Source organism: Streptococcus sp., assembly GCF_030528045.1.
Taxonomy (GTDB): domain Bacteria; phylum Bacillota; class Bacilli; order Lactobacillales; family Streptococcaceae; genus Streptococcus.
On record NZ_JAUMZR010000006.1, the window covers coordinates 1 to 23762 of the forward strand.

Below are 23762 nucleotides of genomic sequence, written 5' to 3' on the forward strand. Positions count from 1 at the left end.
AAAAGCTCCATAATTTCCATAGTGGTTTTTACCCACTACAGATATTATAGAGCCACTTTTTCATAATAATCTCCTAGGGAAGCTACCATGAGGGTAGCTTTTCTTTTGGGTAATTTACAAATGTTGGCTTTGCTTTTGAAAGCCGAATATTTCTTTGATCCATGATATAATAGAAGAAAATGGAGGATAGAAAATGTCTAAAGTAAGATTGTACTTGGTCCGTCATGGGAAAACGATGTTTAACACCATTGGACGTGCTCAAGGATGGAGTGATACACCTCTAACCGCAGAAGGTGAGTTGGGAATCCATGAACTGGGAATTGGTTTGAGAGAGTCTGGTTTGCAGTTTGACCGCGCTTATTCCAGTGATTCAGGTCGGACTATTCAAACCATGGGAATTATCCTAGAAGAACCTGGCCTGCAGGGGAAAATCCCTTACCGCATGGACAAGCGCATCAGAGAGTGGTGCTTTGGTAGTTTTGATGGGGCCTATGATGGGGACCTCTTTATGGGATTGATTCCGAGAATTTTCAATGTAGACCATGTTCATCAGTTGTCCTATGCAGAACTAGCAGAAGGTTTGGTAGAGGTTGATACAGCAGGCTGGGCTGAAAGTTGGGAAAAACTCAGTGGTCGAATCAAGGAAGGCTTTGAAGCGATTGCTAAAGAAATGGAAGAACAAGGTGGGGGTAATGCCCTCGTTGTGAGCCATGGAATGACCATTGGGACCATTGTTTATCTGATCAATGGCATGCATCCGCATGGTCTGGATAATGGTAGTGTAACGATCCTTGAATATGAGAACGGTCAATTTACAGTCGAAGTTGTTGGCGACCGTAGCTATCGAGAACTCGGACGTGAGAAGATGGAAGAGCCCTCTATTCAGTCAAAATAGAACTGCTTGCGATAACTAAGATTTGGTAACCCTATCAACATAAGAAAAAACAGCCGAGGGATATCCTTTTGGCTGTTTTTGATAGGGGAAAACTAGAGGGTAATGCTATTATTTTTAGAAATTTTCATAAATAGTAATAATGAAGTAACTGTTAAGACAGTGAGGATAGTTGACAAAGAAGCTGCCACACCATAATTTCCACGAAGTACTTCAGTGTAGATAGCTACAGTCATTGTTCTAGTCTTAACATTGTATAAGAGAATTGAAGTAGAAAGTTCTGAAATCATCGTTACCCATGATAGGATTGCCCCTGAGATGATACCTGAAAGCATCATTGGGGTGGTGATTTTAGTAAAGGTATTAAGACGACTACTTCCTAAACTTTCTGCAGCTTCTTCAATGCTCGGAGAAATCTGTTGCAAGCTAGCTACTGAAGATCGAATAGTATATGGGAGTCTTCTAACAGATAAGGACATGATTAGGATAAAGGCTGTTCCTGTAATCATAAGGAAGCCACTTCCGAAGATTCCTGTATTGAATGAAGAGATAAATGCAATACCGAGAACAGTTCCTGGTACGATATAAGGTACCATACTAAGACTATCGATTAAATTCGTAAATAGGTTACGTTTACGAACAGCAAGGTATGAGATGAAGGTTGCAAATAAAACAACGAGAATCAAGGCAAGTAGAGGGATGCGAACGGTATTGAAAATAGCAGACCCCATACGGTTAAAAGCTGTTTTATAGCTATTTAATGAGTATCCATTAACAAATACCATACCTGATGTTTTAAGGAAGGATGTATAAATCAAGTAAACTTGAGGTAAGACAGAGAATAAAATAATACCATAAACAGTTACATAAATAGCAGCCATCTTTCCTTTTGTTGTCTTCTTAGGCTCGATTGGATGAAGTGAGTTCATACTGAAGCTGAAACGATTTGAAATATACTTTTGGATGAGGAAGATAGCAAGGGCGATTGTAATGGCCATAATTGCTAAGGCAGATGCGAAAGCTGAGTTGCCTCCAACTTCACTGATAAACTGAGTATAGATTAATACTGGGAAAGTACGATATCCCTCACCAATCAGCATCGGAGTACCGAAGTCTGAGAAAGCTCTCATAAACACTAGGAGCGCTGCTGCCAGTAAAGTTGGGACTAGAAGAGGTAAAACGACTGTTACAATTCGTTTAAATCCGAAAGATCCCATGCTTTCAGCAGCTTCCAAGAGGGAGTTGTCAATACTCTTCATGGTTCCAGCTACGTAAAGGAAAACGAGTGGGAAAAGTTGGAGTGTAAAGACAAGTACAATACCTTTAAAGCCATAGATATCAAAAGCGGGCAAATGGAGTGTGTTGGTTAGAAATTTTGTAATAACTCCGTTTCTACCAAGAAGTAGAATCCAAGAATAGGCACCTACAAAGGGAGCTGACATGGATGCGATGATAATCAAGATTTGCAAAAATTTCTTCCCCTTGAAGTCATACATTGAAAATAGATAAGCTAGCAAGGTACCAACAACGACAGAAGTAATTGTTGCAGTTACAGAAACTTTAAAACTATTAATGAGTGTCTCAGAATAATAAGATTTGCTAAAGAATGTAACAAAATTTTCTAAAGAGAAGCTACCTTCATTTACCAGTGCTTGCTTTAGTACAGTCACAATTGGGTAGACCAAGAAAACCAAGTAGGTAAGGAAAATGAAGAAGGAAGATCCAGTCCATATGTTTAGTTTTTTACGCTCCATGGCTGACTCCTTTTATGAGATTTCGCGAACCGTCTTCAGAGAAGACATTGAGTTTTTGAGTATTGATTCTCAAACGAACACAATCTCCTTTTTCTAAATCTTCTTCGAATGTTGATTCTTCACTTACTTGAAGTTTTGGAGCAAATCCAGTTTCAATGAAGTATTCAGTGTTAAGCCCAAGGTAAACACTGTCAGTGATTGTTCCATTGATTGGACCATTTTCATCACGGATAAATTCTTCAGGACGAATGCTAACACGGATGTTTTGCTCGTCAACTTGATCAAGAGTTGGCATACGAAGAGAATAGCCGTCTTCAAAGACTATGTAAGCTCCGTCAGCTTGTTTTTCTAGACGAGCAGGGATTATATTTGTTCTACCAATAAATGTTGCAACAAATTCATTTGCTGGTTTATGGTAAAGCTCTTTGGGACGACCAATTTGTTGAATAACACCGTCTTTCATAACAGCAATTTGGTCAGAAATGGCCATGGCTTCTTCTTGGTCATGAGTTACGTAGACAGTTGTAATACCAACTTCGTGTTGGATTTCTCGAATAGCTTGACGCATATCTAAGCGAAGTTTGGCATCTAGGTTACTTAGAGGTTCATCCATAAGGAGAACGCTAGGATTAACAGCTAAAGCGCGTGCTAAGGCAACCCGTTGTTGTTGGCCACCACTAAGTTTATCTGGTCTACGATCAGCGTACTGAGCAATCTGCATCAACTCAAGGTATTTGTTAGTTTGTTTTATGAGCTCCTCTTTTGGAACTTTTTTCTGCTTGAGTCCAAACGCTACGTTATCACGCACTGTCAAATGTGGGAAAATCGCATAGTTTTGGAATACCATTCCGATGTTACGCTTGCTAGGTTCCATGTTATTAATTTTGGTATCATCGAAGTAGAATTCTCCTCCTTCGATGCTGTTGAACCCAGCAATCATACGAAGCAAAGTTGTTTTCCCACATCCTGAAGGCCCAAGGAGAGTGAAAAGGCTCCCCTTAGGAATTGTAACATTTAAATTTTCGATAACGGGCACATCATTGTAAATTTTCTTAGCATTAATAATTTTAATCTCGCTCATAGTCAACCCCTATTACTGTTTAGATTGGATATCTGTAAAGATTTCGTTGTATTTCTTAACAATTTCTGATTTGTTTTTGATGACATAGTCATAGTCTTCAGTTAGTACTTTGATTTGTTCGATGGGTTTCATATTTTCGCTAGTTTTAGCATTTTTACGAACAGGACGGTTAGTAGTTGTAGTACCTAGAGTATCTTGTACGTCTTGAGAAATGATGAAATCGATAAATTTCTTAGCATTTTCTTTATTTTTTGCGTTTTTTATAATAGCAGCACTCGCTGGTAAGAAAACAGTTCCTTCTTTTGGATAAACAACTTTAATGTTAGCGCCGTCGTTTAGAAGTTTAACTGCAGGATCTTCATATGAAAGACCAACAGCCATTTCTCCATCTGCCACTGCTTTATAAACACCAGATGAACTTGAACCGATTTTACCATTAATTAATGTGAAGAGATCTTTTACATAAGTCCAAGCCTTGTCATCTGCATAGCCCCCCTCAGCTTGTAACATGTTTGTTAGTTGAGCAAAAGCACTAGAAGAGTTAGCAGGGTCAGCTGTTGCAATTTTTCCTTTGAGCTCTGGTTTGATAAGATCGCTATATCCTTCGATATTCATACCCTTAGTCAAGTCTGGATTTACAATCAATACACTACCATCTAATGTGTAAGGAGTTGAGTAACCAGTTGTATTTTGATATTCTTTGATTACATTTTCGTTTTCTGGAGAAACGTAGTTTTCAAAGAGTTCTCCGTGAGTGGCATATTGAGTATAGGAACCACCAAAGATGACATCTGCTACAGGTGCTTCTTTTTCAGACTCTAGCTTTTTAAAGAGCTCACCAGTTCCTGCTTGAATGAGTTCAACTTTAATACCATATTTTTCTTCAAAAGCAGGAATTGTTGCACCAATTAAACCTTCTGAGTTTGGTGAATAGACTACAAGAGTGTCACTTTCACCGTTTTCGGTTGCCTTATCTCCTGAAGTGTCGTCAGAAGAGCAGGCAGTCAGCCCTAGAATAGCAAGTCCACAAGCAGCAAAATACATCCATTTCTTTTTCATGATGGATACCTCCAAAGTTTTTGTTATATCTATTGTAAAAGAATGTAAGCGTTTTTAAAACCCAAAATTCTATCCTAATAGTGGAAAATTCTCTACAAAAAAGAAGAATAGTTTCTATACTATTCTTCCAATGGTTTTTAATTCTTTTGGGGGAATATGAAAGTATTTCTTAAAAACTTTCCCAAAATATTTATAGTCTGAGAATCCCACTTGTTCAGCAATTTGGCTAAGTGGATAGTCAGGATGTTGGATTATTTTTTCAACCGCTTGTTTTAATCTATACTGTAGAATATACTCATTCAAGGTAATTGGAAAATCTTCTTTGATAATTTTATATAGATAACTTTCGCTATAGCCTAAATTTTCTGCAATGGTAGAAATGGTAAAGTGTTCGGAATAGTGCTGGTGTACAAATACGAGAATTTGTTGAATCAATTGGTTTTGAGGATTGATTTTTTGAAGGGAGGTGACAAAGGTCTGATAATCTTGCAAAAATGGATTGTTTTGATGTTGATTCATCTGAAGACGTAGTGTTATTTTTTCTAGACACTCTGTTAATTCAATGACGTTTATGGGTTTTGATAGGAAGTCTACAGCTCCAAATTGCATAGCTTTTTTTGCATTTTGGAAATCATCATAGCCAGATAGAATTACTTTTTCATAGGAAATAGACTGTGTGGCTTCAAACATCATGAAAGCATCCATAATTGGCATGGTGATATCTGTCAGCACAATATGTGGTTTTAGTTTTTGAATCAGTTCCATTCCTTCTTGTCCATGACTAGCGGTTCCTACGACTTGAATACCTAAGGTAGAGTAGTCTACAGCAATCTCAAGCCATTTTTGAATTAGGTGTTCGTCTTCGACAATGATTAGTTTAAACATATGCTCTTCCTTTCGTGACAAATTTTACCCAGGTTTCACCTCTAGGGTTCACTCCTAAATCCAATTCAACATTATCAAAAAAGTTACTCAATCGTTTGTAACTATTGACAATACCGTGTTGCGTATGTGGGCTATTCAGGGATTCTAGGATATGTAGGCGTTCTTGTTTAGTCAAACCACCGGCATTATCCCTAACGATAAAGGTTAGTTCTTCCTGATCTTGAGTGATTTTGATAGAGATGGCAAGATCTATGCGATACTGCCTTCCATATTTTAGAGCATTTTCTACAAGGGGTAATAGGAAAAGTTTTGGAATGGCTTGGGAATATAGTTTTTGAGAACAGTTAATTTGGTAAGAAAATTGTTCAAAGCGAATTTGGTGAATTTTTAGATAAGCTTCGATAATTTCTAAGTCCTTCCCAAGAGTCGTTTCTTTCTCTAATTCAGTTACACTATATCGCAGGATGCGTGTGAGATTTTGAATAAGGTCTTGAGTAATACTAGCATCAATCATACTCGTGATTTTAATGGTTTCCAAGGTATTGTATAGGAAGTGAGGATTAAACTGAGCTTCTAGCATTTTTCTTTCAAAAACCCATTTTTCCTTTTCAATGGTCAACATCTTTTGATGAAGCTCATCTAACTCCTGTAGCATATTGTTAATTTTCTCAGCTATCAGTTCAAATTCATCCCCCGTATGGAGCCTGAGCTTCTTTTCTTTTTTCTTAGGAATTGCATGTAATTGAAAGACTAAACTTTCAATAGGACCAGCATTATGAGTTGCGATTTTATGGGCGATTCTCCTAGCCTGCCAAAAATATAATAGAAAGATACAAATTGTTAGTATGGAAGCAAGGCTAAGTAAACTAGGAATAGGAAAGAATGATTGGAAAGTGTAAATTGAAAAAATTGAATCAACTTTATGTCTTTCGATCAGTAGTGGATTTTCAATGAACCAATGTGTTTTTGAACGGAGCGATTTCTCATCAAATTTTTCCAAAGTTGATTGTGTAAATTGATTAGTATTACTAGAGTATATATTACCAAAGGTATCTGTGATGACGTATTTTGAATTAATTAAAGGGATACTTGATACGAAGTCATTCTCATTAACAAAAGAAATACTGTAAGCTATTGCTCGTTGATTTTGAATTATGGGCATAATAAAGACAGCATAATGCTGCTTATCCATAGATAGAGCAACTTTTTCTGAAATGGATCCTTGGGTAGGATTTTGAATTAATAATTTTAAATAATAGGGAGCTAAAAGAGTTTCTTTATGATTGCGATTAGTGCTAAATAAAAGTTCGCCAGTATCATCGAGAATGACAAAATCAGAACTGAGTTTTAGTTGAGCTTTTGTTTCATAAAATAGACTAAACAATTCTCTGTCAGTGTGTTTACCTTCTATAAATTCTGGAACCATCTTTTTATTCATAGTTTCCAACAATTCATAATTCGCTTGTTTCATGTCATGAACATGTTGAGCAATTTGTTGAGTATCTTTAGCTAGTTGTTGTTTTTGTAAAAAATAGGAAAACCCAAAAAGAAAAATTAGTAATAAAAGAGAAGATATAAAAGCTGCTATGGAGCTTCTATGTAGAATTTCTTTTTGAAGAGATCTTTTAAAGGAATGAGACATCCGTTACCTCCTTTGGAAGGGGTTTCTGTTATAAGTATAGCAGTTTAAAAATTCTAGAGCAAGGTAAAATAGAAAAGTGTAGAATAGAACGAGACCAAATTCCCCCAAAAATGGTATAATAGTAACATCACAAAATTGGAGAGAGACCATGAGTTTTTACAATCATAAAGAAATTGAGCCTAAGTGGCAGGGCTACTGGGCAGAACATCATACATTTAAGACAGGAACAGATGCATCAAAACCGAAGTTTTATGCTCTCGATATGTTCCCATATCCGTCTGGAGCGGGTCTGCACGTAGGACACCCAGAAGGCTACACTGCAACCGATATCCTCAGCCGTTACAAACGTGCGCAAGGCTACAATGTCCTTCACCCAATGGGATGGGATGCCTTTGGTTTGCCAGCTGAGCAGTACGCTATGGATACGGGGAATGACCCAGCAGAATTTACAGCGGAAAATATTGCCAACTTCAAACGACAAATCAATGCGCTTGGATTCTCTTACGACTGGGATCGTGAAGTTAATACAACAGATCCAAACTACTACAAGTGGACTCAGTGGATCTTCACTAAGCTTTACGAAAAAGGCTTAGCCTATGAAGCTGAAGTCCCTGTAAACTGGGTTGAAGAGTTGGGAACAGCCATCGCTAATGAAGAAGTCCTTCCTGACGGGACCTCTGAGCGTGGAGGCTATCCAGTTGTCCGCAAACCGATGCGTCAATGGATGCTTAAAATCACGGCCTATGCAGAGCGATTGCTTAATGACTTGGATGAGTTGGATTGGCCAGAATCTATCAAGGATATGCAACGCAACTGGATTGGTAAATCAACTGGTGCCAATGTAACCTTTAAAGTTAAGGGAACAGACAAGGAATTCACAGTCTTTACGACTCGTCCGGACACTCTTTTCGGTGCGACTTTCACTGTCTTGGCTCCTGAGCATGACTTGGTTGACGCTATCACAAGTCCAGAGCAAGCTGACGCAGTTGCAGACTACAAACACCAAGCTAGTCTCAAGTCTGACTTGGCTCGTACCGACCTAGCCAAAGAAAAAACTGGTGTATGGACTGGTGCTTATGCCATTAACCCTGTCAATGGCAAGGAAATTCCAATCTGGATTGCGGACTATGTTCTTGCTAGCTATGGTACAGGTGCGGTAATGGCTGTTCCTGCCCATGACCAACGTGACTGGGAATTTGCCAAACAATTTGGCCTACCAATCGTAGAAGTGCTAGAAGGTGGAAACGTTGAAGAAGCTGCCTATACTGAAGATGGTCTTCATGTCAATTCAGACTTCCTAGATGGCCTTAACAAAGAAGACGCTATTGCTAAAATTGTGGCTTGGTTGGAAGAGAAGGGTTGTGGACAAGAGAAGGTTACCTACCGTCTCCGCGACTGGCTCTTTAGCCGTCAACGTTACTGGGGTGAGCCAATCCCAATCATTCATTGGGAAGATGGGACTTCAACAGCTGTTCCTGAAAGTGAACTCCCACTTGTCTTGCCAGTCACCAAGGATATCCGTCCTTCAGGTACTGGGGAAAGCCCATTGGCTAACTTGACCGACTGGCTTGAAGTGACGCGTGAAGATGGTGTCAAAGGTCGTCGTGAAACAAACACTATGCCACAATGGGCAGGTTCAAGTTGGTACTATCTCCGCTATATCGACCCACACAACACAGAAAAATTGGCCGACGAGGATCTCCTCAAACAATGGTTGCCAGTGGATATCTACGTGGGTGGTGCGGAGCACGCTGTACTTCACTTGCTTTACGCTCGTTTCTGGCATAAATTTCTCTATGACCTCGGTGTTGTTCCGACTAAGGAGCCATTCCAAAAACTCTTTAACCAAGGAATGATTTTGGGAACAAGCTACCGTGACCACCGTGGAGCTCTTGTAGCGACTGATAAGGTTGAAAAACGTGACGGTTCTTTCTTCCATGTGGAAACAGGAGAAGAGTTGGAGCAAGCACCAGCCAAGATGTCTAAATCGCTCAAGAACGTTGTCAACCCAGACGATGTGGTGGAACAATATGGTGCTGATACCCTTCGTGTTTATGAAATGTTCATGGGGCCACTTGACGCTTCCATCGCTTGGTCAGAAGAAGGTCTGGAAGGAAGCCGTAAATTCCTTGACCGTGTTTACCGTTTGATTACAAGTAAAGAAATCGCTGCGGAAAATAATGGCGCTCTTGACAAGGTCTACAATGAAACAGTTAAATCTGTTACTGAGCAAATCGAATCCATGAAATTCAACACAGCTATTGCCCAACTTATGGTCTTTGTCAACGCTGCTAATAAGGAAGACAAACTCTATATGGACTACGCCAAAGGCTTTATCCAATTGATTGCCCCATTTGCACCTCACTTGGCAGAAGAACTCTGGCAAACTGTTGCTGCAACAGGTGAGTCCATCTCTTATGTAGCTTGGCCAATTTGGGACGAAAGCAAATTGGTTGAAGACGAAATTGAAATCGTCATCCAAATCAAAGGAAAAGTCCGTGCCAAATTGATGGTCGCTAAAGACCTATCACGTGAAGAATTGCAAGAAATTGCTCTCGCTGACGAAAAAGTTAAAGCAGAAATTGACGGCAAGGAAATCGTGAAAGTGATTAGTGTCCCTAATAAACTCGTTAATATCGTCGTTAAATAACGAGTTTATTAGCCCTATCTGCCACCTTTAATAGTCCACTGGACTATTAAAGCCAACCAAACTCGTTAATATCGTTGTGAAATAAGCTAGGAATCCTTCAGAGTAGAATCTGGAGGATTTTTATTTGACAAGAAGTTTCTATTTTGTTAATATAATTAACAAAGAAAAGAGAGATTATGGATAAAAAAGAATTTATTACATTTAATAATCGTTTCAATAGATTTATTTTAGCATTTGAACAGCTAAAAAAAAATCAACATAAAATTAGTATTGACAAATCCATTACGTTGAATGAGGTACATTTGATTGTTGTGATTGGGAAAAATCAGCCCTTAAATCTAGTGAAATTATCTGAATTATTAAAAGTTTCGAGAAGTGCAATAACTCAAAGTGTTAGGAGATTAATTCAAAAAGATTTAGTTGTTTTTGATTTTGCTCCGAATAATGGGAAAAATAAATATTTGAGATTATCTGAAAAAGGCATCGAAGTTTTTAAAATCCATAAGGAGCAACAAGCATATATTGAAGAATCGGTCTTTTCAGTTTTAAACAACTATAGCGAGGAGGAGCTTCAAACAGTTGTGAAATTGATGGATGATATTGAAAATGTATGGGGAGGATTACCGTGGTGAAAGTCACGGTAAATTTTAAATTTAGTTGTTAAGTATATTAACAAAAGGAGAAGATATGAGTGTAAACATTGAACTGATTTCACAAACTGACCTAGCAGATGAATCTTTTTATATTACTATCAATGGTTTAGAACCAAGGACAAGGTATTGTGTAGAAATGTACCTGTCTGATTATTACTGTATAAATGCTCCCTTACTTTTAGATCATGATGTCGTGTGGAAATCAACCGCAATTTTTTTATCTGATCAGGGCGGTATGATTGACACCTCTCAAACAGCAGCTATTTCAGGATCTTATAAAGGGGTTTCAGAAATGGGCTTGTTCTTTAATGCGAAACCGTTGAAGAATAGGAAAAGGAGATTACCCAGTTCTCTGGATAGAATTCCATTGCGAGATTGTTTTAGTGTTGAAATTAAAATCAGGCTGGGGAAAGATGTGGTCGCGGAGCAAAGTTTTGTAAGGCGTTATATGAATCCGGGAATAAGGTATCAAGATATTTATGATAAGCATTTTCAAGGTCGATTATTTTATGATGAAAAGTTAAGAAAGGCGCCAGCCGTGATTATTGTTAGCGGTAGTGAGGGAAGAATTGAAAAAGCTCAGAACATTGCCCAACTTTTATCTTCTAGAGGCTATATTTGTCTTGCGATAGCTTATTTTGGTTTAGAGGGATTACCCCAAAACTTAGAACGAATTCCGATAGAATGTCTGGAGGAAGCGAAAGATTTTCTATATCATCATCCTCAAGTTGATAATACAAAAATAGGAATATATGCTCGTTCTAAAGGAGCAGAGCTTGTTCTAGCTGGACAAAGTATTTTGGATGATGTGCAATGTTTGGTACTCAATTCCCCCTCAAATGTAATATTTGAAGGAATAAAGGGAAAACTCAACTCTCATTCATCTTCTTGGAAATATTTGCAAAAAGAACTTCCGTATCAAAAATTTCAACTAGGAAATTATTTGTTAAACAAGTTTTTTGGAAAACATATTTCGGAAGATAGTAGGGCTCAGATTGATGTGAGTAAAATTTCCTCTCCTTTATTATTACTAGGAAGCGATGTTGATGAAATATGGAATGCGTCATCCGCGATAGATGATATTATTTCACATTATAAAGGGAAATCCATTTTGTTTAAAAAATATCATGAAACGGGGCATATGTTGACGGTTGCTTATCAACCGAATCATCGTTATCGAAAAGATTGGCGCTTATTAATGAAAGAAAGTGTAGACTCTTGGTTTGCCACGATAAATTTTTTTGATACACATCTGAAAAATTTGTAGATAGTGCTGAACCGTGCTATAATAGTCCCAACTAAGATAAAAACACAGTTCTGGTTGGTAGTCCAGACGTAGGCAAGCCTATCAGTAACCTTCCTCCTTGGTTGTCCATTCTTAGAGATAGATTTAAGGAGGTGCTGTCGTGAAAATCGTTTCAATTGGCTTGACAGTTTATTTTGAAGATGGATTTTGGCATGGATTGTTTGAACAAGAGTATGAGGGAACTTATCAAGTTTGTCGTGTGACATTTGGTCAGGAACCAAAAGAGGATGAAATTTTGAAACTTTTACAGACTCAGTTTGCTCGGTTATCTTTTAGTCCAGAGGCAATAGTCAAACAGCATGTGAAGATTAAGAATCCGAAGCGTTTGCAGCGAGCTGTAAAGAAACAGGTGAAGCAGAAAGTTTCTTCTAAGTCACAAGAGCTTTTACAGTTGCAGCATGAGGAACAAAAAAAGCATTCAAAACAGCAGTCCAGTCTCCAAAAGCAATTGCTCAAGCAAGAGAAATTTGAACGCAAACAGCAAAAACGTAGAGAGAAGCACAAGGGGCACTAGTAGCCTTCTCTTTCATAAAATAGAACAGCTCTTCTTGGATAACAAGAGCTGTTTTTGCTTGTATTGAAGATTTCTTTCCTAATAGATAGACTTATCGTTAATGGCAGTTTCAAATTCAGTACCATACTTGCTTGCTTCAAATTCAATCCTGCTCCATTCAGCATTTTCATTTTACTAGAAGGGAGTGTGTGCCATGATTTCTGATTCATTTTTTATTGTTTGATTTGGTGAGAACAATACTACCGGCTCTTGGATTTTTCTGTCGGATACAGTAAAACACCTCTTTTATAGCGCATGTTTAAAAATATAATGTGTGGTTATAAGTGATTTTAAACTTCCTCTAGTGATTTGATAGGAGAAAAACGGTTGCAGTCTGCACCACTTTAACTTAACCCCCATTATTTTACCACTTGGCCTTTCATTTTAACTGCTTATCTCAAAAGTCGATTTTTCTTTCATACTTTTTGTTAAACTAGTGTGGTAAAGAGGAGGAAAAAATATGATTTTACAAGCTAAACATTTGACTAAACGGTATGGCAATCATATGGCTGTTGACGATATTCAGTTAGAGTTTGAAAGAGGAAGTTTCAATGCTATTTTGGGACCCAATGGTGCAGGGAACTCAACCACTATTTCCATGTTAATCGGTTTGAAAAAGCCGACACAAGGTCAGATTCGATATGCGCCAAATACGAAAATCGGAGTGGTTTTCAAGCTAGTGTACTGGATGAGATGTTGACGGTTAGGGAAAATCTCACGATTCGTGCTCAACAGTATAAGGAGATTGCGGCAAGTCGTGTGGATGATTTGATCCATCAACTGGGTTTGACTGCTTTCCAGAAACAACTCTATGGAACCTTGTCAGGTGGGCAAAAACGTCGGGTTGATATTGCGCGTGCTCTTCTTTCGCGACCAGATATTCTTTTCTTGGATGAACCAACGACAGGTCTTAATATTCAAACTCGCAAATCCATCTGGGATCTACTGTATCGACTACAAAAGGATGAAGGGATGACTATTATCTTAACGACTCATTATCTGGATGAAGCAGATGAAGCGGATCAGATCTATATCGTTGATCATGGGAAAGTGATTGCGCAAGGTTCTGCGATTGCTATTAAAAGTCAGTATGCATCTAATATCCTAAAAATTCGTTTTAAGGAAATGAAGGATCTAGAAAAATTGCTACAGACTGGAATGACAGTCGAGGAAGAAAATGAGATGGAATATCTTTTTTATCCAAGGACGTCACAGGAGGCCATTGAATATTTGGCAAAAGTTCGAGAAAAAATTGATTCTTTTGAGTTTCGTTCGGGTACTATGGATGATGCCTTTATTGCACTTACAGGAAGAGAGGTTCGCTAATGCTAGCTTTATTAAAACGGAATTTTATCTTATATTTTCGTAATCGTTCGGGAGTATTTTTCTCATTATTGGGGGCATTGATTTCCTTCCTCCTTTATATCATTTTTTTGCAGAAGAATTTGACAGATTCTTGGTCCCAACTCCCTAATAGTACGAACCTTTTAAACAACTGGCTGATGGGTGGGACCTTGGCTGTGACTGGGATGACAACCAGTTTTACGGCTCTTAAACAAATGGTACAGGATCGCGAAAGTCAAGTGGATCAAGATCTCTTCTTGACAGATTTAGGTAACTGGGGCTTACAGGCGTCCTATCTAATCAGTAGTATTGTCATTTCTTTTGTCATGCAGGTGTTTATGTATGCTGTTATGAGTTTTTATTTTAAAGAGAGCCCAGTTATCAGCTATTTACCGGAAATCACTTTGATTATGTTATTAAGCAGTCTGCTTTCAAGTTTGGTAAATGTTCTCTTGATTTACCGTTTTCAATCTGTAGATAGCCTTGGTAAACTGGCAACGATAGTGGGAACTGCCTCTGGATTTTTAGTAGGAACTTATATCCCCATTGGAGTATTACCTGATTCTGCACAGCTTTTCATGAAATGTACCCCTGCAACTTATATTGCTTCTCTCTATCGACAAGTCTTGATGAAAGAGCGGTTAGAGACCGCATTTTCAGGAAATAACAGTCTGTTACAGGAATTTCAAGAAAAAATGGGAATCCAAATCAACTGGCAAGAGCTATTGACAAAGGAAGAAACATACTTTATAGTGGTTATTATCAGTCTCGTCGCTATTCTTCTTTGGATGTTATTTGTTAAAGTGTTTAGCAAGAGAAAATAAAGATGTATTGGAGAGAAAATGAAGATTCGTTTTGAAATGAAGACAGAGTTTTCAGAAAAAGACCCACACATTTTAATTCAGGCAGCTCAGTTAACCGACCAAGCAAGAGAGGTCATGGAGTATTTAGAACAATTTTCAACGACTAATCAGGTGGTCATTCCTATTCGAACGGATGATCATCTGGTTATGGTGAAAATTGAGGATCTTATTCTAGCAGATATCGATAAGAATTTGTTGACCATTTATACGGTAGATGGGATTTATAAAACTAAGGAAACATTGACAAACTTTCAGAATCAAATTAATCGACGTAACTTTATACAGATATCGCGTCATTCAGTTATAAACATTGACCATTTAGAGTCATTATCGGATAGCTTTTCAGGGAACATGATGGCTAAGATGACTCGGGGTCTCAAATCGAGTGTGAGTCGGAAATACGTTAAGTCCTTAATGGATTATCTAGGTTTATAGGAGAAAATCATGAAGCGATTGATTGCTTATTTTGTATCGGGAATGCGTACGGCCTCCTTTGTTTATTTGAGTTTGGTGTTATTGGCTCAGTTTTATTCAGGTATTACCTATCCCGCACCAACGACAAAAAATATTCTAGCTTTGTTTTTGATGAGTGGAATTATGGGGGTATTGACCTTAATCCTTGAAAGACTAGAGTTTCTTGCTTATAGTATGCGTGTAGGAGTTCATTTGTTAGCGACAGCTACTATTTTAGTATTAACCTACCTATTTTTTGGCTGGGGTTCAACATTGTTGAGTCCCTTGCTTTGGTTCTTTTTCTTATTAATTTATGGACTGATATGGTTGTACCAGATCTGGCAAACTCACAAGCTCACCCAACGAATTAATCAAGCCTTAGAAGATAAAAGAAAGAAAACGAATCACTAATGTAGTGTTGAGGATGAGGTTTGAGGAGAGTGCTAGTTTCCATATAGAGCAAATTATGATATAGTATTTTCAGCGTAAAACAAGGAGAAAACAATGCCAGTAAATGAATATGGTCAGATAATTGGTGAGTCAATGGAAGGTTATACGCAAGGTGAATTGCCTTCCATTGATTTCTTAGAAGGGCGCTACGCTCGGATAGAGGTTCTTTCGGTGGAAAAGCATGCGGAGGATTTATTAGCTGTTTATGGTCCAGATACTCCTCGGGAGATGTGGACCTACCTCTTTCAGGAACCAGTGGCAGATATGGAGGAACTGGTTACCGTCTTAAATCAGATGTTGGCTCGTAAGGACCGTTTTTACTATGCGATTATAGACAAGGCAACTGGTAAGGCTTTGGGAACTTTTTCTCTCATGCGCATTGACCAGAATAACCGAGTGATAGAAGTGGGAGCTGTCACTTTTTCTCCAGAACTCAGGGGAACACGTATAGGGACAGAGGCTCAATATCTCCTAGCTCGTTATGTTTTTGAGGAGCTTAACTATCGTCGCTATGAGTGGAAATGCGATGCTCTAAATCTGCCATCAAGACGAGCTGCGGAACGTTTGGGCTTTGTCTATGAAGGGACCTTCCGCCAGGCAGTCGTATATAAGGGACGTACGAGGGATACGGATTGGCTCTCTATGATTGATAAGGACTGGGCTCAAGTCAAAGCTCGTTTGGAAGCATGGCTGGCTCCTGAAAATTTTGATAAAAATGGACGGCAGTACAAGAGCTTAAGAGAATTCTGAGAGGTATTGAGATGATGACTATTAGAAGGCAAGAAATTGTCAAGCTAGAGGATGTTTTGCATCTCTATCAGGCAGTTGGATGGACAAATTATACCCATCAACCTCAGATGCTGGAGAAGGCCTTGTCTCACTCCTTAGCGATTTATCTGGCACTTGATGGCGATGCCGTGGTGGGCTTGGTCCGTTTGGTCGGAGATGGTTTTTCATCGATTTTTGTCCAGGATTTGATCGTTTTGCCTAGCTATCAGCGCCAAGGAATTGGTAGCAACTTGATGAAAGAGGCTTTAGGTGACTTCAAAGATGCCTATCAAGTCCAACTAGTGACCGAACAGACAGAAAAAACCTTGGGATTCTATCGTTCTCTGGGATTTGAAACCTTATCTGCTTATGATTGTACTGGAATGATTTGGGTGGATCGAAAAAGATAAAAAAATCATTTTTTCTTAAGTAAAGTTTAAGTCTCCTTGTGTATTATATAGTTATTAAATAAAGACCTCCTAATACTCTTCGAAAATCTCATCAATCTTCGTTAGAGTCGACTTAGCTAACTATAGTTATGCTTGCGTCTATCTGCCTAGTGTGATTTCGATTTTCATTGAGTACCCTTTATTTAATGAAATCCCAAACTTTTCTTTTTCATCATAATCTCCTAAAGAAGTCACCCAATCAGGTGGCTTTTTTATGACTTAGGGAGGAAAAATCTATTTTGAAAAAAATTTTTTAAAAAAAGATAAATCAAAGAAAAAGTTAAGTTAGCTTTAAGATTCATCTTGTATCATATAATCTTTAAATAAAGACCTCCTAACTTTATTTAATGAAATCCTAAACTTTTCTTTTTCATAATAATCTCCCTAAAGAGGCCACCCAATCAGGCGGCTTTTTTGTTTGTGGCTTGGATTTTTGATATAATAGAGCCATGAGTAGAATTTTAGACAATGAGATCATGGGGGATGAGGAGTTAGTAGAACGTACCCTCCGTCCTCAGTTTTTACGTGAATATATTGGGCAGGATAAGGTCAAGGATCAGCTGCAAATCTTTATTGAGGCAGCAAAAATGCGCGATGAGGCGCTGGACCATGTTCTTTTATTTGGTCCTCCAGGTTTGGGGAAAACGACCATGGCTTTTGTTATTGCCAATGAATTGGGTGTCAATCTCAAGCAAACATCAGGTCCTGTCATTGAAAAAGCTGGTGATCTGGTAGCAATTTTGAATGATTTGGAGCCTGGAGACGTTCTCTTTATTGACGAGATTCATCGCTTGCCCATGTCGGTGGAAGAGGTACTTTATAGTGCCATGGAAGACTTCTACATTGATATTATGATTGGTGCTGGTGAAGGCAGTCGCAGTGTTCATTTGGACTTGCCACCATTCACCTTGATTGGTGCAACGACACGTGCGGGGATGCTCTCAAATCCTCTGCGGGCACGTTTTGGGATTACAGGTCATATGGAATACTATGCCCACGCTGACTTGACAGAGATTGTTGAGCGGACAGCAGATATTTTTGAGATGGAAATCACCCATGAGGCAGCTTCGGAGTTGGCCTTACGCAGTCGAGGAACTCCTCGTATCGCCAATCGTCTCCTCAAGCGCGTGCGCGACTTTGCCCAGATTATGGGGGATGGCTTGATTGATGATGTGATTACGGATAAGGCTTTGACCATGCTGGATGTAGACCGTGAAGGTTTGGACTATGTAGACCAAAAAATCCTTCGCACCATGATTGAGATGTACGGTGGTGGTCCTGTCGGTTTAGGAACTCTTTCTGTTAATATTGCCGAGGAGCGTGAGACAGTCGAAGATATGTACGAACCTTACCTCATCCAAAAAGGTTTTATCATGCGGACAAGGTCTGGACGGGTGGCGACTGCTAAGGCATATGAGCATTTAGGGTATGAATACAATGAAAAATGAGCAAGAAATTCTAGATGCTTTCAGAGAAAATCCAGATATGATGACCATTCTGACCATCATCCGTGACCTTGGTCTGAAAGATTCGTGGTTGGCAGCAGGTTCTGTCAGGAATTTCATCTGGAATCTCTTGTCAGACAAATCGCCTTTTGATAGTGAGACGGATGTGGATGTGATTTTCTTTGATTCAGATGTTTCTTATGAGAAAACAGTATCCCTAGAGAAAAAGCTGAGAGAAGATTTCCCTCGATATCAGTGGGAGTTGAAAAATCAGGTCTATATGCATCTGCACAGTCCCCACACTGTGCCTTACACGAGTTCTTGTGATGCCATGAGTAAGTATCCAGAACGATGTACGGCGATAGGACTCCGCTTGCATGCCGACACAACTTTAGAGCTCTTTGCGCCCTATGGTCTAGAGGATATTTTTAACTTTCACGTATCCCCAACTCCTCATTTTTTAGAGAATGAAGATCGAATGAAGCTCTACCAAGAACGTTTGTCCAAGAAAAATTGGCAAGAAAAATGGAAAAATCTGACTTTCTCAAAAAACTTAAGAAAAATTTAAGTTAGGGACGGTATACTAGGTTCATAAGTTAAGAGGAACTTAACTTAAACTCCTAAAACTTTTTCATAATAATCTCCCTATAAAAATAAGTCGCTCAATCAGGCGACTTATTTTTTGTCTGTAAGGAGAGCTAATAACTTAGCAATAGAAGAAAATAGGGAAATATGGTATAATGAAATGATAGATTTTTGAATAGGAATAAGAACATGTTTGGATTTTTTAAGAAAGATAAAGCTGTAGAAGTTGAGGTTCCAACACAGGTTCCTGCTCACATTGGCATCATCATGGATGGGAATGGCCGTTGGGCTAAAAAACGGATGCAACCACGGGTTTTTGGTCATAAGGCGGGAATGGAAGCCCTCCAAAAGGTAACCAAGGCAGCTAACAAGATGGGAGTCAAGGTCATCACGGTTTATGCCTTTTCAACGGAAAATTGGACGCGTCCAGATCAAGAAGTCAAGTTTATCATGAACTTGCCAGTCGAGTTTTACGATAACTATGTCCCTGAATTGCACGCAAATAACGTTAAGATTCAGATGATTGGGGAGACAGATCGTTTGCCTAAGCCGACTTTTGAAGCTTTGAAAAAAGCAGAGGAGTTGACCAAGAACAATACGGGCTTGGTTCTCAATTTTGCGCTTAACTACGGTGGTCGTGCTGAAATTACGCAAGCTCTTAAGGGCTTGGCTCAAGATGTTCTAGATGCTAAAATCAACCCTGGTGACATCACAGAAGATATGATTGGGGACTATCTTTTCACACAACACCTGCCAAAGGATTTGCGGGATCCTGATTTGATTATCCGTACAAGTGGTGAGTTGCGTTTAAGTAATTTCTTGCCATGGCAAGCAGCTTATAGCGAGCTTTACTTTACGGATACCTTGTGGCCTGATTTTGATGAAGCCGCCTTGCAGGAAGCTATTGCTGCTTTTAACCATCGCAATCGCCGTTTTGGAGGAGTTTAGGAGAAGATATGACCAAGGATTTACAAAAGAGAACATTGTTTGCGGTATTGGCCCTAGCGATTTTCCTTCCAGTCTTGTTTGCAGGAGGCCTCTTGTTGCAGATAGGGATTGGCTTGTTAGCGATGCTAGGCGTCCATGAACTATTGCACATGAAGGGGCTAAAGACTATGACCATTGAGGGCGCTTTGACTCTTTTTGCGACCTTCGCTCTCACAGTTCCTTTAGAAAATTACCTAACATTTTTGCCTGTCGATGGGAATGTAGTTGCCTATAGTGTTCTGATTACCATAATGCTAGGGACGACCGTTTTCAGTAAAAACTATACGATTGAAGATGCCGCTTTTCCAATTGCTGTGAGCTTTTATGTTGGTTTTGGCTTTAATGCCTTACTAGATGCTCGGGTGGCAGGTTTTGACAAGGTACTTTTGGCCCTTTTTATCGTTTGGGCGACAGATAGCGCAGCCTACCTGACAGGGATGAATATTGGTAAACATAAGTTGGCACCAAGAGTTTCTCCTAATAAGAGTATTGAGGGCTTTGTCGGGGGCATTCTAGGTGCGGTACTGATAACAGTGATTTTCATGTTAGTGGACAGCACAGTTGCTCTTCCTTATGGGATTTATAGAATGAGTCTCTTTGCTGCCTTCTTCAGTGTGGCAGGTCAGTTTGGTGACTTGATTGAGAGTGCCATGAAACGCCATTTCGGTGTTAAGGATTCTGGGAAATTTATCCCTGGACATGGCGGTGTGTTGGATCGCTTTGACAGCATGCTGATTGTGTTTCCAATGATGCACTTATTTTGCCTGTTTTAAAGAAAGGAATATTGAATGATTGGATTGCTAACCTTTACCCTCGTTTTTGGGATTATTGTGGTGGTGCATGAGTTTGGACATTTTTATTTTGCCAAGAAATCAGGCATTCTAGTTCGTGAATTTGCCATTGGTATGGGACCCAAGATTTTTTCCCATATCGGCAAGGATGGTACTGCTTATACAATTCGTATCCTTCCTCTAGGAGGCTATGTTCGTATGGCAGGCTGGGGTGATGATGCGACAGAAATCAAGACAGGAACTCCAGTCAGTTTAACGCTTGCCGACGATGGTAAGGTCAAACGGATTAACCTCTCAGGGAAGAAACTGGATCAAACAGCTCTTCCTATGCAGGTAACCCAGTTTGACTTTGAAGACAAGCTCTTTATCAAGGGGTTGGTCTTGGAAGAAGAAAAGACTTTTACAGTGGATCATGATGCAACGGTTGTTGAAGAAGATGGAACCGAAGTACGCATTACCCCTCTGGATGTACAGTATCAAAACGCTTCTATCTGGGGTAAGCTCATCACCAACTTTGCAGGTCCTATGAATAACTTTATCTTAGGTGTTGTTGTTTTTTGGATCTTGATCTTTTTGCAGGGTGGTGTTAGAGATACTCAGACCAATCTCTTTCATGTCATGCCAGAGGGAGCTTTGTCTAAGGTAGGCGTAGCTGAGACCGCCCAAATTACCAAGGTCGGCTCGCATAAGGTTAAGAATTGGCAAGACTTGACCCAGGCTGTGGAAGCAGATACCAAGGACAAGACAGCCCCGACCTTAGATGTGACCATTTCTGAAAATGGTAGCGAAAAACAAGTTACTGTGACTCCAGAAGAGAATCAAGGACGTTATATTCTTGGGGTTCAACCGGGGGTCAAGTCAGACCTCCTATCCATGTTTGTTGGTGGATTTACAACTGCTGCTGACTCAGGACTTCGCATCCTTTCGGCTCTGAAAAACTTGATTTTCCATCCAGATTTGAACAAACTAGGTGGTCCCGTTGCCATTTTTAAGGCAAGTAGCGATGCTGCTAAAAATGGAATTGAGAATGTCCTCTACTTCCTAGCCATGATTTCCATCAATATTGGAATTTTTAACTTGATTCCGATTCCGGCTTTGGATGGTGGAAAGATTGTGCTCAATATCCTAGAGGCTATCCGCCGGAAACCCCTTAAACAAGAAATTGAAACCTATGTCACCATGGCTGGTGTAGTTATCATGGTTTTCTTGATGCTAGCTGTGACCTGGAATGACATTATGCGACTCTTCTTTTAGATAATCGAGGAATATTATGAAACAAAGTAAAATGCTAATCCCAACGCTTCGCGAAATGCCAAGCGATGCTCAAGTTATCAGCCACGCCCTTATGTTGCGTGCTGGTTATGTTCGTCAAGTTTCTGCTGGTGTTTATTCTTACCTACCACTTGCTAATCGTGTGATTGAAAAGGCCAAGAATATCATGCGCCAAGAGTTTGATAAGATTGGTGCGGTGGAGATGTTGGCTCCTGCCCTTCTCAGTGCTGATCTTTGGCGTGAATCAGGCCGTTATGAAACCTATGGTGAAGACCTTTATAAACTGAAAAATCGTGAAAAGTCAGACTTTATTCTAGGTCCGACACACGAAGAAACTTTTACAGCTATTGTTCGTGACTCTGTCAAGTCTTACAAGCAATTGCCACTTAACCTTTACCAAATCCAGCCGAAATACCGTGATGAAAAACGTCCACGTAACGGCCTTCTCCGTACGCGTGAATTTATCATGAAAGATGGATATAGTTTCCATGCTAATTACGATAGTTTGGATGTGACTTATGACGAGTACAAGGCGGCCTATGAACGAATTTTCACTCGTAGTGGCTTGGACTTCAAGGCCATCATCGGTGACGGTGGTGCCATGGGTGGTAAGGATAGCCAAGAATTTATGGCCATCACACCAGCCCGTACAGACCTCGACCGCTGGGTTGTCTTAGACAAGTCAGTTGCCTCATTTGATGAAATTCCTGCAGAAGTGCAAGAAGAAATCAAGGCAGAATTGCTTAAATGGATGGTTTCTGGTGAAGATACCATTGCCTACTCAAGTGAGTCTAGCTATGCAGCTAACTTAGAAATGGCAGCAAACGAGTACAAACCAAGTAACCGTGTCGTTTCGGAAGAAGAAGTGATTCGCGTCGAAACTCCGGGTGTTAAATCCATCGATGAAGTCACAGCCTTCCTCAACGTTCCAGAAGAACAAACAATCAAAACCCTCTTCTACATGGCAGATGGTGAGCTTGTTGCAGCCCTTCTAGTTGGAAATGACCAACTCAATGAAGTTAAGTTGAAAAACCACTTGGGAGCAGATTTCTTTGATGTTGCGAGCGAGGAAGAAGTAGCAAATGTTATCTCAGCTGGCTTTGGTTCGCTTGGCCCAGTTGGTTTGCCAGAAAATGTGAAAATCATTGCAGACCGTAAGGTACAAGATGTTCGCAATGCTGTTGTGGGGGCCAACGAAGATGGTTACCACTTGACGGGTGTGAACCCAGGTCGTGATTTTACTGCAGAATACGTGGATATCCGTGAAGTTCGTGAGGGTGAAATTTCACCAGACGGACAAGGGGTTCTTAACTTCGCTCGTGGTATTGAGATCGGCCATATTTTCAAACTCGGAACTCGCTACTCAGCAAGCATGGGTGCAGATGTTTTGGACGAAAATGGCCGTGCTGTGCCAATCATCATGGGATGTTACGGTATCGGTGTTAGTCGTCTTCTCTCGGCAGTTATGGAACAACACGCTCGCCTCTTTGTTAACAAAACGCCAAAAGGTGAATACCGTTACGCTTGGGGAGTTAACTTCCCTAAAGAATTGGCACCATTTGATGTGCACTTGATTACTGTCAATGTCAAAGATGAAGAAGCGCAAGCCTTAACAGAAAAACTTGAAGCAAGTTTGATGGGAGCTGGTTACGAAGTTTTGACAGACGACCGTAACGAACGTGTCGGAGTGAAGTTTAGCGATAGCGACTTAATTGGGTTGCCAATCCGTATCACTGTAGGTAAAAAAGCAGCTGATGGTATCGTAGAAGTCAAGATCAAGGCGACTGGTGACACCATCGAAGTTCATGCAGACAACTTGCTTGAAACGCTTGAAATCCTCAGCAAGAAATAAAAACTATAATCAGAAGAAAAACAAGGCA

21 protein-coding genes and 1 pseudogene are annotated in these 23762 nt (G+C 39.7%); 17 read left to right on the top strand and 5 right to left on the bottom strand.

Annotation, left to right across the window (positions count from 1 at the left end; genetic code table 11):
- The first annotated feature begins 193 nt into the window (after window positions 1–193).
- Window positions 194–895, top strand: coding sequence for a histidine phosphatase family protein (locus tag Q4A91_RS02015; RefSeq protein WP_303204368.1), 702 nt, complete (start codon window positions 194–196; stop codon window positions 893–895).
- Window positions 896–987: 92 nt separating this feature from the next.
- On the opposite strand, the gene Q4A91_RS02020 is transcribed toward Q4A91_RS02015, so the two are convergent.
- From Q4A91_RS02020 to Q4A91_RS02040, 5 genes are all read right to left on the bottom strand, one after another.
- On the bottom strand, window positions 988–2646 hold the full coding sequence (locus Q4A91_RS02020; RefSeq protein WP_303204369.1) for an iron ABC transporter permease: 1659 nt from the start codon (window positions 2644–2646) through the stop codon (window positions 988–990).
- Window positions 2636–3727, bottom strand: a complete 1092-nt coding sequence (locus Q4A91_RS02025; protein ID WP_049520526.1) for an ABC transporter ATP-binding protein — start codon at window positions 3725–3727, stop codon at window positions 2636–2638. Before Q4A91_RS02025 ends, Q4A91_RS02020 begins: the two co-directional genes overlap by 11 nt.
- A gap of 12 nt (window positions 3728–3739) precedes the next feature.
- Window positions 3740–4786: an ABC transporter substrate-binding protein gene (locus Q4A91_RS02030; protein ID WP_303204370.1), complete on the bottom strand. Its 1047-nt coding sequence runs from the start codon at window positions 4784–4786 to the stop codon at window positions 3740–3742.
- Between the two features lie 114 nt (window positions 4787–4900).
- Window positions 4901–5671 carry a helix-turn-helix domain-containing protein gene (locus Q4A91_RS02035; protein WP_303204371.1) on the bottom strand — a complete coding sequence of 257 codons (771 nt, stop codon included), beginning with the start codon at window positions 5669–5671 and terminating at the stop codon, window positions 4901–4903.
- On the bottom strand, window positions 5664–7313 hold the full coding sequence (locus Q4A91_RS02040) for a sensor histidine kinase (protein WP_303204372.1): 1650 nt from the start codon (window positions 7311–7313) through the stop codon (window positions 5664–5666). The genes Q4A91_RS02035 and Q4A91_RS02040 overlap by 8 nt, the downstream gene beginning before the upstream one ends.
- Window positions 7314–7461: 148 nt before the next feature.
- Here Q4A91_RS02040 and leuS point away from each other — a divergent pair, with 148 nt between their 5' ends.
- The 16 genes and pseudogenes from leuS (at window position 7462) to Q4A91_RS02120 (ending at window position 23734) form a co-directional block, all read left to right on the top strand.
- Complete coding sequence (leuS, locus tag Q4A91_RS02045; RefSeq protein ID WP_303204373.1) at window positions 7462–9963, top strand: leucine--tRNA ligase; 2502 nt, start codon at window positions 7462–7464, stop codon at window positions 9961–9963.
- 176 nt (window positions 9964–10139) lie between these two features.
- Entirely contained in the window at window positions 10140–10595 is a 456-nt protein-coding gene (locus tag Q4A91_RS02050) for a MarR family winged helix-turn-helix transcriptional regulator (protein WP_303204374.1), read from the top strand.
- A 55-nt stretch (window positions 10596–10650) separates the two neighbouring features.
- The gene (locus Q4A91_RS02055; protein ID WP_303204375.1) at window positions 10651–11883 is read left to right on the top strand and encodes an acyl-CoA thioesterase/BAAT N-terminal domain-containing protein; all 1233 of its coding nucleotides are present in this window, start codon (window positions 10651–10653) and stop codon (window positions 11881–11883) included.
- Window positions 11884–12022: 139 nt separating this feature from the next.
- On the top strand, window positions 12023–12436 hold the full coding sequence (locus tag Q4A91_RS02060; RefSeq protein WP_303204376.1) for a YjdF family protein: 414 nt from the start codon (window positions 12023–12025) through the stop codon (window positions 12434–12436).
- 499 nt (window positions 12437–12935) lie between these two features.
- Window positions 12936–13801 (top strand): annotated as a pseudogene (locus Q4A91_RS02065) (ABC transporter ATP-binding protein).
- Window positions 13801–14643, top strand: a complete 843-nt coding sequence (locus Q4A91_RS02070) for an ABC transporter permease (RefSeq protein ID WP_303204377.1) — start codon at window positions 13801–13803, stop codon at window positions 14641–14643. Before Q4A91_RS02065 ends, Q4A91_RS02070 begins: the two are co-directional and overlap by 1 nt.
- A gap of 18 nt (window positions 14644–14661) precedes the next feature.
- Complete coding sequence (locus Q4A91_RS02075) at window positions 14662–15117, top strand: LytTR family DNA-binding domain-containing protein (protein ID WP_303204378.1); 456 nt, start codon at window positions 14662–14664, stop codon at window positions 15115–15117.
- A gap of 9 nt (window positions 15118–15126) precedes the next feature.
- Window positions 15127–15546 (top strand): DUF3021 domain-containing protein, encoded by a 420-nt coding sequence (locus tag Q4A91_RS02080; protein WP_303204379.1) that lies wholly within the window; start codon window positions 15127–15129, stop codon window positions 15544–15546.
- Between the two features lie 93 nt (window positions 15547–15639).
- Window positions 15640–16335, top strand: a complete 696-nt coding sequence (locus Q4A91_RS02085) for a GNAT family N-acetyltransferase (protein ID WP_303204380.1) — start codon at window positions 15640–15642, stop codon at window positions 16333–16335.
- Window positions 16336–16346: 11 nt separating this feature from the next.
- Window positions 16347–16763 carry a GNAT family N-acetyltransferase gene (locus Q4A91_RS02090; RefSeq protein ID WP_303204381.1) on the top strand — a complete coding sequence of 139 codons (417 nt, stop codon included), beginning with the start codon at window positions 16347–16349 and terminating at the stop codon, window positions 16761–16763.
- 488 nt (window positions 16764–17251) lie between these two features.
- Window positions 17252–18250, top strand: a complete 999-nt coding sequence (gene ruvB, locus Q4A91_RS02095) for a Holliday junction branch migration DNA helicase RuvB (RefSeq protein WP_303204382.1) — start codon at window positions 17252–17254, stop codon at window positions 18248–18250.
- Entirely contained in the window at window positions 18231–18815 is a 585-nt protein-coding gene (locus tag Q4A91_RS02100; protein WP_303204383.1) for a nucleotidyltransferase family protein, read from the top strand. The genes ruvB and Q4A91_RS02100 overlap by 20 nt, the downstream gene beginning before the upstream one ends.
- 206 nt (window positions 18816–19021) lie before the next feature.
- Window positions 19022–19780 carry an isoprenyl transferase gene (locus Q4A91_RS02105; protein ID WP_303204384.1) on the top strand — a complete coding sequence of 253 codons (759 nt, stop codon included), beginning with the start codon at window positions 19022–19024 and terminating at the stop codon, window positions 19778–19780.
- A gap of 8 nt (window positions 19781–19788) precedes the next feature.
- Complete coding sequence (locus Q4A91_RS02110) at window positions 19789–20592, top strand: phosphatidate cytidylyltransferase (protein WP_303204385.1); 804 nt, start codon at window positions 19789–19791, stop codon at window positions 20590–20592.
- Window positions 20593–20607: 15 nt separating this feature from the next.
- A complete protein-coding gene (gene rseP / locus Q4A91_RS02115; RefSeq protein WP_303204386.1) occupies window positions 20608–21864 on the top strand; it encodes an RIP metalloprotease RseP in 1257 nt (418 codons plus the stop codon).
- A 16-nt stretch (window positions 21865–21880) separates the two neighbouring features.
- Entirely contained in the window at window positions 21881–23734 is a 1854-nt protein-coding gene (locus Q4A91_RS02120) for a proline--tRNA ligase (RefSeq protein ID WP_303204387.1), read from the top strand.
- Window positions 23735–23762: the final 28 nt, after the last annotated feature.